Source organism: Capnocytophaga sp. HP1101 (assembly GCF_054772415.1).
The window spans coordinates 1-13,037 of record NZ_BPUU01000001.1 but is presented as its reverse complement, the minus strand read 5'-3'; the positions used below and the strand labels follow the sequence as shown (position 1 = coordinate 13,037).

The 13,037-nt window shown below is 40.3% G+C and carries 7 protein-coding genes; all 7 read right to left on the bottom strand.

Annotation, left to right across the window (positions count from 1 at the left end):
• Positions 1–25: 25 nt before the first annotated feature.
• Positions 26–787, bottom strand: coding sequence for an acyl-[acyl-carrier-protein] thioesterase (locus RCZ04_RS00035; protein ID WP_460483884.1), 762 nt, complete (start codon positions 785–787; stop codon positions 26–28).
• Positions 788–1,531: 744 nt separating this feature from the next.
• Entirely contained in the window at positions 1,532–3,226 is a 1,695-nt protein-coding gene (locus RCZ04_RS00030) for an alpha-1,3-galactosidase-related protein (protein WP_460483883.1), read from the bottom strand.
• 74 nt (positions 3,227–3,300) lie between these two features.
• Complete coding sequence (locus RCZ04_RS00025) at positions 3,301–4,995, bottom strand: RagB/SusD family nutrient uptake outer membrane protein (RefSeq protein WP_460483882.1); 1,695 nt, start codon at positions 4,993–4,995, stop codon at positions 3,301–3,303.
• Between the two features lie 23 nt (positions 4,996–5,018).
• Positions 5,019–5,852 carry a hypothetical protein gene (locus tag RCZ04_RS00020; protein WP_460483881.1) on the bottom strand — a complete coding sequence of 278 codons (834 nt, stop codon included), beginning with the start codon at positions 5,850–5,852 and terminating at the stop codon, positions 5,019–5,021.
• Positions 5,794–8,193, bottom strand: a complete 2,400-nt coding sequence (locus RCZ04_RS00015; RefSeq protein WP_460483880.1) for a SusC/RagA family TonB-linked outer membrane protein — start codon at positions 8,191–8,193, stop codon at positions 5,794–5,796. The genes RCZ04_RS00020 and RCZ04_RS00015 overlap by 59 nt, the downstream gene beginning before the upstream one ends.
• 181 nt (positions 8,194–8,374) lie before the next feature.
• Positions 8,375–10,162: a RagB/SusD family nutrient uptake outer membrane protein gene (locus RCZ04_RS00010; RefSeq protein WP_460483879.1), complete on the bottom strand. Its 1,788-nt coding sequence runs from the start codon at positions 10,160–10,162 to the stop codon at positions 8,375–8,377.
• 28 nt (positions 10,163–10,190) lie between these two features.
• On the bottom strand, positions 10,191–13,037 hold a 2,847-nt coding region (locus tag RCZ04_RS00005), incomplete at its 5' end, for a SusC/RagA family TonB-linked outer membrane protein (RefSeq protein WP_460483878.1).

Sequence of the window (13,037 nt, the reverse complement as noted above, 5' to 3'; positions counted from 1 at the left end):
GTTTTTTATTAAAAGTATAAATCGTTTAGATTCGTTCGGCAATCCAGCGAGCGATGAAGGCTGGTTTAGGAGCATCTATTTTTTGGGCATAGAGATAAGTTTCTACTAAGTTATGAGCCTCGTCAATATATTTACCTTTGCTTTTAAATCCTTGCATCTCATCTCCCATAAAAGTTTCGGATAGGAAATTGATGTCATACTCTTTGATAACAAATTTGCGGTGGTTGCGCTCTGTCATCATATCGAGAGCCCACTGGGTGTATTTTACGTTATTCACGTGTGAATTGACGTCTAAATCACTTACACGCACTTTAAAATCATTGACCTGATACATACCTTCGGGCAGGTTGATACGGTCGGTATGGAAAGAGAGTCCGCCTTCGGTACGGGGAGAAAAGATTTCTTGTCGATCAGTGAGCTCGATGGGGCGACGTGATTGGATATCTAAAGTAATCCAAGTACTTGCGCATTCGCCTATTTTTTGGTCGTTACAGAAAAGCTCGAACTCACGGAAAGCGTACACACCTTTTACGGGCAAAGACCACGTTTTAACGGTGATGCGTTCATTCCATTGTGGCCAGTAATACATTTTAAGTTTTTGCTGTATGAGAGCCCAAAAGAACCCCTTTTTTACTAATTCTTCATAACCGAACCCTAAAAGAGAGGCGTGTTCGGCTGCAATGTCTTGCAACATACCCAATACGCCATATAACCCGAGCTGATTGTTAAGATTCACTTGTGTACTGCGCACCTTATAGGTTTCAGTGAAAATTGTTTTATCTTCCATAGTATGTTTTTTAATGATAATTATTTTTGAATATGCAAAGATATAAAACTATTTCCGATTTTCTTACTTTTTATGGAACTGAAACTGTAAAAAGGAATGGTATTAGCTTGTATTATAAAGAGTTATAACTAAAATCAAAGAGTTGAATTAACTAATTTATTACAAACCTCCTCCTATCCTCCTCTTTGGGTGGGAATGTGTGAGGTAAAGGAGACTGTAATTTATAAGTAAATCTAGAAAATGACTATTAGGGAAGGCAAGCTAAAAATAAGGTTGTATTATGATGAGCAAATATTTGTAAGAAAAAATGTTAATGATTCTTAAAACACTGCGAATAATTTAATGTTTTTAAAATAGAATACTTGATACTCTTTTGTAGTGTCAAAAAAGTTAAAGTATTGTTTGTCAGTAAAATATTAGGAATACCATTCTTGGAGTTTGACCGAAGGAAGAGCGAAGGTAAGACGAACCTAAGGCGAAGGTAAGACGAAGGAAAGGTGTTAGAGAATTGAATATCAATAGGTAGAAAGTGGTTTTAACTTTATTGAATAAAAAGCAGTAAAATGGTGTTTTTAACAGTTTTTATGCATAGGTCTATAAGAAATAGTAGGAGGTAGACATATGGTGGAGGGGAATAAATCTAAAAAATAGTAAGATGTAAAATAGTTTTTAGGGAAAGGGAAGTGAGTGATTATAAAATTTAACTTTGCCAAAGTTTTAAACTTTGGCAAAGTGTAGAGTGTATTAGTCAATCTTTACATTCTTAGTACGTTCTAACTTAAAGCGTTCTTTATTCCAGTGAAAGGGTTTGAACTCTTGATTTTTGATAATCTTATTATTGCGATAAATGAGATTTTCGACTGATTTGGCGTACAAAATAGGTTCATCGAAGGTTTCAAACACGTTGTTTTCAATACGAATATTGGAATGGAAGTACTTTTGTTGTGCTTCTAAGTTAGGAATTTCAGGATAGATAGAAATAATAGCGTTCGTAAACTGATAATTGGCGGTAAGCGCATTGATAAAATGGTTGTTTTTAATCACTACATTATGGCAAGCACCTGTTTCGTACCAGCCGTTGCAATCGCCACATAGCAGAATAGCAGTGCCGTGAGTATGGTCAAAGGTATTATCGGTGCAGACTACTTTTTTAGGAGTACTGAACAGCGCCCCACGTGCTCGATTGTTGCGCACTATATTGTTTTTGAAAATCACTTCGGGCGTCCAAGTAAGGTTTTCTACTCCGCAAGGGGTATCGGGGTTTACTTCGGTAGGTAGGGCTTCGTTAAAGGTGATTTCAAATATTTTAGCGCCGAACTCAGTAGGTTTATCAACGGCTTTAATGGCTTGAATGCGGTAGGTTTTGTCGCCGATAACATCCATTGTTTTGGAGGCTATGAACTGCACTTTATCACCTATGTTGCCCCAAAGGAATCCCCACGATTGGTTGTGCATATACTGTGCTTTGATAGTACGTTCGCCTTCACGCGCAATGACTTTCAAATAAGTACCGTGCACGTTGATAGCATCGTCAGCCATACCTTCGTACAAGCCGTTTTCGGAACGTATGAGACCTTTGCAACCCGAGAAGTGAGTGGCATCGGCTTGGGTGGTGTAATAGCGCTGTGAGCCTTCTTTTAAAGCTACGCGAAAGCGGTTGAGGCTTATATTTTCGGTGAGTTGTGCCAAGAGTCCCATACCGTGAGTGTTGTGCACGGTGATGTTCTCTAACTTAATGTTCTTGCTTTCAGTCACGAAAATAGCGGGGGTAGGACGGCTATAGGTGCGCAATACAAAACGTTCGTCTTTTTCTAAATAAGGGTTAGCTCCTAAGCCTTTGATGAAGAACTCATTAGGAGCTATTTCGGTGATGCGAGTAGGGTTAAAGCGCACATCGGCACGCTTGTAAGCCAAGCGTTTATCAGCTCTAAAAATCATACCACCAAAGGGAGTTTCTTCATAATCTTCACCGGTAAAGAAAAGTTTACCGTCTTTGATTTTGTAGTTACCTTCGGGGTAGAGTCGTGCTTTTACGCTATTGTGAAGGCTATCTACTTCGGTAATGTGTAACTGACGCAAATGAGGGTTCGCAAAATCAATAGAGAAGTTTTTGAGAGTGATATTGCTACAGTTTTTCACTACCACAGGCAAGATAGTGCCGTGAAAAAGCCACTCGCTACCGCTACCGTCAATTACTACATTGTGCAAGTTTTCGAGATAAAGCCCTACTTTTTTAGGATTGGTTTGGTCGTGGTTTGAGATGTAGAGTTCTTTTTCAGTAGTTTGATTGAGATAAAAATGATAAGTATCTTTGTTAAGAGTAATATGAGCATTATTGGTTACAGTCATCTGTACTGGAGAGGCAGGTGTAGTAACAGCTGTTTTACACGATGCTAATAGAAGCAATGCGCTACATAGGGTAATGTGAAGTGTTTTCATTGATTAAAAAAGTAATAAAGTAAGAGGCTGTCAAGATTTTAAGACAGCCTCTTGTGTTATAAATAAGGAATAAATTACCAACCTGGGTTTTGTGTGTATTTTACTAATTGTATTTGGTCAATTGGCAGTGGGTATAGATACATTTTATCGTTCCAAGTGCGATGTCCTGCAGTAATAGAAGGGTAGATAATAAGATAATCATCACTGTCTACTGGTAAATTATTAACGCCTGAGTTGGCAGGATATTGTGCTTTTAAGGCAGCATTGAGTTTCATTCCACGTATAGTTTTAGGATTTTCAATCAGTTTTCCTGCTTTCCAGCGTTTGATATCTTCAATGCGGAAACCTTCACCAATGAGTTCGATGCGACGTTCACGGCGTATTTCGTACAAGAGAGGAGTAACGGTGTATCCGTAATCAATAGCGTGAGTATCGGCAGTAACAGCAGTGGTAAGATGTGGCATAGCGACACGGTCACGCAACTTATTGATTGATTTATCCAAGTCGGCTTGAGAAAGAGACCCCAATTCGTATTTAGCTTCGGCGAAGTTCAGTAGCACTTCGGCATAGCGAAAGACAAAAAGGTCTAAATCACTTTGGTTAGCAATCCATTGTTCGGGGTCACTGGAGCGTCCTTTGATAAGCCAATATCCTGTACTGGTTTGACCAGTACCTACCGCAGGAAGTGTTACTACTTGGCGTTTGGTAGGGTCGGAGTTTTCTGTCCACACAAAGCCTGGAGTAGCGACAGTTTGGGTATAACGAGGGTCACGGTTCGTAGCTTCGGAAGCAGGGGTAGTATCGTCATAAGTAAATGCGGTAGTACCGACGGGTAAACCATCAGTAAAGAGGTAGGATTCCATAAAGTCCTTACTACAACCAGTACTGTTTTCACCAGCTATACGGGTATAACCGTGAGTACCTGTACCTTTGATATAGGCACGGTGGAAGATAGCCTCGGAGTTGTGAGATAAGTCTTGCTGAATAAACAAATTACGGTAGTCCTCATTAGGTTTTCCGGTGCTATAAATGCTATATTTGCCTGAGTTGATAAGTTTTTCAGAGGCTTCGACAGCTGCTTGTAACCAAGAGGTTTCATCGCCTAAAGCGTGGTATTTTCGATAAGTACCTTCCCATAAAGCAATACGTGATTTTAGTGCTAAAGCAGCGTCTTTGTGCAATCGTCCAGCTTCGGCTTGGGCTTTCTCAGGTAAGTATTGAATAGCAAAATTCATATCTTCCATTACTTTATCCATTACTTGCTTATGAGGTACGCGAGCGCCAAAAATAATAGGAGAAGCCTCGTTTACTTTAGTGAGAATTAGAGGGACGTCACCAAAAGTTTGTACTTTATTCCAATAGTATAAAGCGCGGAAAAAACGTACTTCGGCAGCGTATATTTCTTTTTTAGAACCGGTGGAACGATTGTAATTATCTAAGAAGAAATTACAGTTGTATATGCCGTTCCAGTCGCTAATACTCCAACCACCTCCGGTAGCGGGTACGGTGTAAGTGCCGGCTAAAAAGGAGTTCATATTTTTAGGAACCATATTGTCGGAGTTGTTATCATCATAAAAGAATTGAACAGGCAAGCTACCATAAAAACGGTTAGCGAAAATTTTCAAATCTTCATCGCTATTAAAATAATTTTTTTCGGTGAAAGTATCAGGGGGATACTTATCTAAGAAGTCATCATTTTTACAGCTTGTTTGGCTTAATAAAGCGATTGCAATGCCTATAAATGCGATATGTTTATATAATTTTTTCATTGTATTACAATTTTAATTATCAATTAGAAGCGGGCTTGAACTCCAATGGTAATCACACGGTTGATAGGATAATCTTGAGTAAGCAACTCGGGGTCGTATGATTTGATGAGCTTTGTCCATTCGCAAAGGTTTTGTCCTGTGATGAACAAGCGCAAGTTTTGCAAGCCTATGTTAGTTAATACGTCTTTAGGCAGAGTGTAACCTAAGGTAAGTTGTTTTAGGCGTATGTAAGAAGCGTCTTGCATATAGCGGGTTTGGGTTCGTGTATTTCCCCAACCTCCGAAGCGCAAGCGAGGGTAGTAAACATTGGGGTTTTCAGGAGTCCAGTGGTCTAATTGGTTAGTTGCAGGCACAGACCACTCATTAGCATTACTAAAACCCCAGAAGTACACATCGTTCAGCACATAATCGCGTTTACCAACTCCTTGGAAGAAAGCGGTAAAGTCAAAGCCTTTATATTCGGCATTAAGATTTAAGCCAAAGGTATAGCGAGCTTGATTGTTACCGATAATAGACAAGTCGCCGTGGTCATCTAAGGTATTTTTACCGTAGTTGATTTTACCATCGCCGTTGAGGTCTTTGTACTTCACATCACCAGCCAACCACTTGTAGCCGGCTAATTGAGATTTGTCTAACTGAGCGGCATCGGCATCAGTTTGGTAAAGACCTTCAGTGGTATATCCCCAAATTTCACCAATTTCTTTATTTACATAATGATCGTTTAGGTTGCCAGTAGGGTTCAAGTCATATTTAGTAATAAAGGCGCGACTATCAGCCAAGTTGAAAGATACGCCGTATTTAAAATCTTCGCCTATGGCATCGTGCCAACCGAGAGTAAGTAAAACCTTTAGTTTCAAGATCAGCAGCGTTGCGTTGAGGAGCACCTACTCCTAAAACAGTAGGTAGTGCTAAGCCATTGACGAGCATACCGGTAGTGTTACGAATAAAGTAATCAAAAGAACCGGTTAAACGATTGTTAAAAAAGCCAAAGTCGGCACCAAAGTTACGGGTAGCAACTTCTTCCCAAGTAAAATCATTACTTACTAAACCAGGGGCAGATACATAGGGTAACTGTTGAGTACCGAAGATATAACCTGTTTGATTACCATAAGGCATAGTAGGCAAGTAAGGGTAGAGATTTTCTTCTCGCTGATTAGGTAATTTTAATTGCTGGTTAGGCAATTTACCATATGAAGCGCGGAATTTCAAATCACTTACTATCTTGGTAATAGGTTCAAAGAATTTTTCTTTTGAAATGCGCCACCCTAAAGAGGCAGAAGGGCTAAATACATAGCGATTTTCACGGCTAAATCGTGAAGAGCCATCATATCTACCGTTTACTTCTACCAAATACTTTTGGTTGTATATATAGTTTAAGCGGAAGAAAGAGCCTATCAGTGCCCAGTCGGAAATACCGCTACCAACATTGGGCTTATCGTCGTTATTGAGCTTTAGGAAAGGGTAGTCTTGATTTACTAAGTTTTTCACTTGCACATTGAACGATTCGTTGTGTTTGGACTCTTGGTTGTAGCCTACCATTGCTTTGAAGTAATGCTTATCAGCAAAAGTATTTTCGTATTGGGCATAGATATTAGCAGCCTTATAGAGGTCGTGGCTATTGCCTTCATAAACGGTAGCAGGATTGTTGTGAGGATAATAACCTAAGTCGGTAGCCTTATCGGGGTCATAAATACTGGTACCATCGGTAGGGGCGCCATATTCTTTAAACATTTTCACGTTGTGCTTGCTATTTATGTGATAAGGGTTCCAAATGTAATCACCTACTATTTTCACGTTTTTTATAGGAGAGAGTGTAAAGCCACTGGTAATCCATATATCATCGGACTTATAGGTGTCGCGTGCGCCGGTAGCTATTACAGCAAAGGGATTGGTGAAGTTACCTTGTCCGGAGAAATGTCCATCGGGATGGTATACAGGCATTAGAGGTTTGACGTCAGTAGCAAAACGCTCTGCTGAGAATCCACGTCCTACGTTAGCGGGCTGGTCGTTATCTTTATGATTGACTGTTGATTTGAGGTGAAGAGACAGCCATTTGGTGATATCGGTGTTAATGTTTAGTGTAATGTTATAGCGTTCAAAGTTTTGTTTTGCTTTTTTGAATAAGCCGTCTTGAGTAAACATTCCTACCGAAGCTAAATAAGTAGTTCTATTGGTACCTCCTGAGAGCGAAATGTTATTTTGAGTTTGTGATGCCCAACCGGGGTACATTTCTTTTATCCAATTGGTATTACCTACATAGCGATATTTACGGGCATCGTTAGGGTCGAGATATACCGAATTGGCGGGAGTAGGATTTGCTAAGTATTCTTTTGCTTTTTGGAGATCAGTATCGGTAAAGTTTTGAGAGCCCACTCCACTACCAGTAGCACGCCCTGTACGGTCAGCTTCCATATACATTTGTAAGTACTCGACAGAGTTTACCAAATCAGGCAAGCGAGTAGGGCGAGTGATGGAATAGTCCGAAGAGATATTAATTTGCATAGGGGTTTCTTTTTTACCTTTTTTGGTAGTAATGAGCACTACCCCAAAAGCAGCACGACCTCCGTATATAGCAGCAGAAGCAGCATCTTTTAACACGGTAACATTTTCTACATCGTTAGGGTTGATTTGGTTAGGGTCCATTTGAACACCATCGACTAATACCAAAGGAGAGCCTCCGTTAAGTGAGGTATAACCTCGAATGTTAAAAGAAGAACCTGATCCAGGGCGCCCATTGCCAGCGGTAATATTAAGGTTAGGGATTACCCCTTGTAATCCTTGACCAATGGTGGTAAGGGGGCGGCTTTCTAACACTTTAGCATCGACTGTAGCAATAGCCCCAGTAAGGTTTTCTTTCTTTTGGGAACCATAGCCTACGACAACTACTTCAGCAAGCTCTTGAGTATTTTCTTTGAGCTGCACATTAATGACAGAGGATTTGCTTCCTACAGTTTTTTCTTGAGAAGCAAAGCCCATAAAACTGAACAATAGCACGTTGCCTTGTGAGGCTTCGATGCTATATTTACCATCAAAATCAGTGGCTACCCCGCGGGTAGTTGATTTTATCTGTACACTCACACCGGGTAGGGGAGTGCCATTCTCATCGGTAACTGTACCGGAAATTTGTTTGTTTTGAGCCCATAGCAAAGAGGTGGTGCCCCAGAGAGCTATGAGTAATAAGAAGATTTTTCGTTTCATACTTCCAAAACTTTCTATTGGTTGTTAAATTGGCGCAAATGTACGACTAAAAAAGCTGTAAAGCAAATATTTTCGTAACTTTTATAGAATTATTTTGTTAAACTTTTAACAAATGAGTAGAAGAAAAGGCTGTCTAATAAAATAACTTTTAGGACAGCCTTTTCTGTTATTGGAATCTTGATTAATATCCTGGGTTTTGTTTCATACCAGCGTTTTTGTTCTTGTCTAAAGCGGTTAGTGGGATAGGCATATACATAAGGCGATCAGACCAAGTTTTGGTAACACCTGGGTTACCTACTACGTCTTTTATTTGTCCTCTCATCACTACGCTGGCAGCTTCAGTACCTTTAAAACCACCGTTGCGGGTCTCGTCTTCATATAAACGGATATCGAAGAAGCGCAAACCTTCACCAGCTAATTCTATACGGCGCTCTTTACGGATAAAGTCGAGAGCATCATTTTTAGAAAGCCCAGTAGGAACTTCGGGCATACCTGCACGAGTGCGCAACTTGTTGAGTTCAGTTACTACGGTGCCATCATAACCAGTATTTTGGGTATGAGCTTCGGCATAGATAAGGAGCATTTCGGCTAGACGAATGAGCGGGAAGTCTACTCCAGTAGTATAATAGGCGTCGCCCCATACAGGTACCACATCATCAACACCACTCATCTTTCTAAAAGCATAACCGCTTTTACCATAGTTCACCACATCGGGGATATACTGCTGGTATTCGTCCATACGGTATTTGCTTACAGAGGAGAATGGGAAGATAATGGAAGCATACAAACGGCTATCTCTATTTTTAAACTGTGTCATATAAGCTTTGTTAGGTAAGGTGTTCACAATGCTATGTACTGCTTGACTGTAAGTGGATTTGTTTGTTTCTTGCAGTGTTTTTACTTCATCAGCAAGAGCTTTGTAATCTGTAATACGTTGCTCCATAGTAGAGAGCGTAGGCTTGGTTTTACCATCGGTTGTCCAGTAGGCATCGACTAATTCTTGGATAGGGACAATAGTAGCCCAAGCATATTTAGACACTAAATTAGGAGTTAATAAGGCAGTTACTCTTAACCAATTACCTTCACGTTCACTTGCTATAAATTCTTTAGCAATAATTGTTTCGGGACTATTATCAGCTTTCCAAATGTCTTGGTAATTGAAGATACCTCTGATAAAGGTGTCTTCATTAATGCCGTAAGCAGAAAAGTCTACAAACTTTTTGAAGTATTCGGCATCTTTTACCATATCGGCGGTAAGTGCAGCTACTTGATGCAAACGATAACCACCGTTATCAATTACATATCGAGCTGCAGCTTCGGCTTGGTCGTATTTACCGAAGTAATATGCCAAACGCGCTTTGATGGCATAGGTCATCGCTTTATTAAAACAGCCTTTGTCGTTAGTTTGAGGCAATATAGCAAAGGCTTCGTCTAACTCTTTAAGTACCCACGTTCTGATTTCGGAGGCTGGTGTCTGGGATAAGCCATCGGGATAATCATTGGCAACGCTGGTTACGAAAGGCACGTTATTAAAGTAAAGTGTAAGATTTCCGTAAATCCACGCACGCATTACGCGAGCTTCAGTTTTATATTTCTCGCGCAAACCGGCTGAAATCTGTTGGAAGTTATCGACTTGCTCAATAACTTGATTACAAGCACGTATTCCTGAGTAAAAGCTATTATAACCATAGTCTTGCGATGATGTAAGTGTATTTCCTTGTACAGAGCTACCATTACTATCCCACAGATTTCGGGAATAACCATTATCAGCATACCCATCTTCGAAAATTCCGCCATAGCCATCACTTAGGTGACGATAGATGCCATTACGGAGTCCTATAAAAAGTTGATCATCTATTTTTGAGGGGTCTAACGAATCTTGTGGCGTTTTATCGAAGAAATCGTCACCACAACTCATTGTACCCATTAAGGCAAGTGCAATAAATGATTTTTGTATGATATTTTTCATTATCTTTAAATTTAATAGTTATGATAGGTTAGAAAGAGAAAGACAAACCAGCCATATAGCTTTTTAACACGAGAGAATAACCACGACCACTGGCTACTTCGGGGTCAAAATCTTTCATACGTTTATCACCTCTAAAGGTAAATAGGTTTTCACCTGAAAGATATACACGGGCATTGGTTACGCCCAATATCTTTTGTACATCATCGGGGAATGTATAGCCAAGAGTTATGTTTTTAATTCTGAAATAATCGGCATTAAATAACCAAAAAGATGAAGTTTGTGTGTTATACTTATACCGATCATCAGAAGGGACAAAAAGTTTAGGATAAGAAGCCCCTTGATTTTCGGGTGTCCAGTTATCGCGTTGCCACTCGCGAGGTACAGAATTATCGAAGAAAGCTTGTGAAGCTTCATTTCTTAGATATACTTTTACACCTTGAATACCTTGCCCCATTATAGAGAAAGAGAAGTTTTTGTAGTTGAGTTCTATGTTTACTCCGTAGGTGTATTTAGGTACATCATTACCTACTACAGTACGGTCTTTGGCATCAATGACCCCGTCATTATTAATATCTACATAACGAATCAAACCTTCTTGAGGAGCTTGCTTACCGAGAGGAACGAAGTCCTCATCGGTGATGTTTTGTGGAGAGTAAAGCCCATCAGCTTCATACATATAGAAATCGCCAATAGAGCCTCCTTTTTTGTATATCCAAAGATCATCAGGAGGTAATTGGTCTACTTTATCACCTAAGTCAACAATTTCATTATGGTTATAAGTACCGTTTAAAGAAATGTTATAGCTGAAATCGCCAAAAGCTTTGTGATGAGAGAGCACTAACTCAATACCCTTGTTACGCACTTTACCTACATTGCGTGCAGGAATTTGATCTTTTGATAATCCTGTTTCGGCCATTATATCATTGGCACGGATAAGGATACCTTTTGTTAGGCGGTTATATAAATCGGCAGTGAGGTTAAAAAGACCCTTACCAACGCTCAGGTCAAGACCTATATTGGTAGAAGCTGTAGTTTCCCAAGTAAGGTCTTGGTTTCCTATACGTCCTTCGGTGAGTGTAGGAGCACTGACTCCACCGAGTACAACTGTGCCACCACTATCGTAAGTAGAATAAGTATCGTACAGCCCAATATTCTTGATATTACCGTTTTCGCCCCAAGAGGCTCTCAATTTGAGTCCGTCGAGCCAAGAAGCATTTTCCATAAACTTTTCTTGGTCTAAACGCCAACCTACGGAGAAAGAAGGGAAGTAACCCCAACGCCCTTTTTTGGCAAAGCGAGAAGAAGCATCGGCACGGAAATTGGCTTCAAAAAGGTATCGTTGATCATATGTATACCCCACCCTACCAAAATAAGAATTGATACTTTCTTCTTCGTAATAATTAATATTTGCTTTTGTATCAGTAAGTATTTGGTCTACTTCTTTTAAAGACCCGCCAGAAAAGTCGTTCATATCATTGCTGGCGAAGTTTTTACGACCTACGGTAAGGCGTCTGAAAGAATAGACATCGGTGTGAGCACCTATCATTAGGGTTACGGCGTGTAGGTCATTAAAAGTTTGGTCGTAGTTGAGCCAACCGTCATAGATAAACTTATCGGAATAGTACCAATCTAAGTCCATTTGGTTATTAGTGGAGGCTGTACCTGCAATAATTCCTGAAGCAGGATTTAAGAAGCTTGGTACACCTTTTTTTCTGTTAGCGAAAGAGAAACCTCGATAGTCGTAATAACTATAGGCGAACTGATTCGTAACTTTTACTTTTTCAAAAGGACGCACTTCGGCAGCGATAGAACCTAAAAGGCGGCGTGCTGTGGAGCTACTTCTACCACCTTCAGCCCAAGAGCGGTAAGGGTTTGCATTAGTCTCTTCAGAAGTTGTTTGTCGTCCGTTACGAATGCTACCCCATTCGCCGTTAGAGTGTTTGGCTACTTGGGTGGGAGGTACGCGTAAAGCCTCAACGAAGTTAATTCCGCCACGGGTATTATTGTGTTTGGTGTAGATAAAATTAACATTAGAGGTAAGGGTAAGCCACTTTTTAATATCGGAAGAGGTTTTGGAGTTCAAGTTATAACGGTCGGTTACATCGCCTCTTGAAGAGCCTTCTTCTCTAAAGAAGCCTCCGTCTAAAAGATACTTGAACTTTTCTACGCCCCCTGAGAATTGTACGTTATGTTTGTTCACAAAGCTTTGTTTACGCACAATAAGGTCAAACCAATTGGTATTAGGATAATGGTCGGGGTCAGAGCCATCGCGATACTTTTGTATCATTTCATCGGTAAAAGTGAGATTGGATTCGGGTACTCCTGTATTGCGTTCGGCTAAGCGGTACATTTCGGCATATTCAGCTGAATTTACCATTTTAGGCAAATAGGTAGGCATTTGCACCCCTGTAGAGCCTTCATAACTGATTTGCATCACGCCTGTTTTAGCGGATTTGGTAGTTACTAAAACTACGCCATAAGCAGCTTTTGCCCCATAGATAGCTGCTGAGGAAGCGTCTTTTAAGAAAGAGATGTTTTCGATGCTATTAGGATTCATAGCATTGAAGAAATTACTACTTACCTCTATACCGTCTACAATATAGAGGGGGTCGGAATTACCTAAGTTACCACGCCCACGAATGTTAAGAGTGGTACCACCAGGACGTGAAATAACGGTAACCCCAGCTACAGAACCTTGCAGGGCTTTAGTAATGCTTGTGGCAGGGCGACTGGCTAATTTCTTAGCGTCTACCGCTGCTACTGCCCCAGTAAGGTTTTCTTTCTTTTGGGTACCATAGCCCACTACTACTACTTCACCCAGCTCTTGGGTGTCTTCTTTCAGTTGTATATTGATAATCAAGCTATTACCCCCCCC

Excerpts from the sequence above, each read along its gene's own strand:
- RCZ04_RS00010 (WP_460483879.1), bottom strand. The coding sequence starts at position 10,162 with ATGAAAAATATCATACAAAAATCATTTATTGCACTTGCCTTAATGGGT.
- RCZ04_RS00030 (WP_460483883.1), bottom strand. The coding sequence starts at position 3,226 with ATGAAAACACTTCACATTACCCTATGTAGCGCATTGCTTCTATTAGCA.
- RCZ04_RS00015 (WP_460483880.1), bottom strand. The coding sequence starts at position 8,193 with ATGAAACGAAAAATCTTCTTATTACTCATAGCTCTCTGGGGCACCACC.
- RCZ04_RS00035 (WP_460483884.1), bottom strand. The coding sequence starts at position 787 with ATGGAAGATAAAACAATTTTCACTGAAACCTATAAGGTGCGCAGTACA.
- RCZ04_RS00025 (WP_460483882.1), bottom strand. The coding sequence starts at position 4,995 with ATGAAAAAATTATATAAACATATCGCATTTATAGGCATTGCAATCGCT.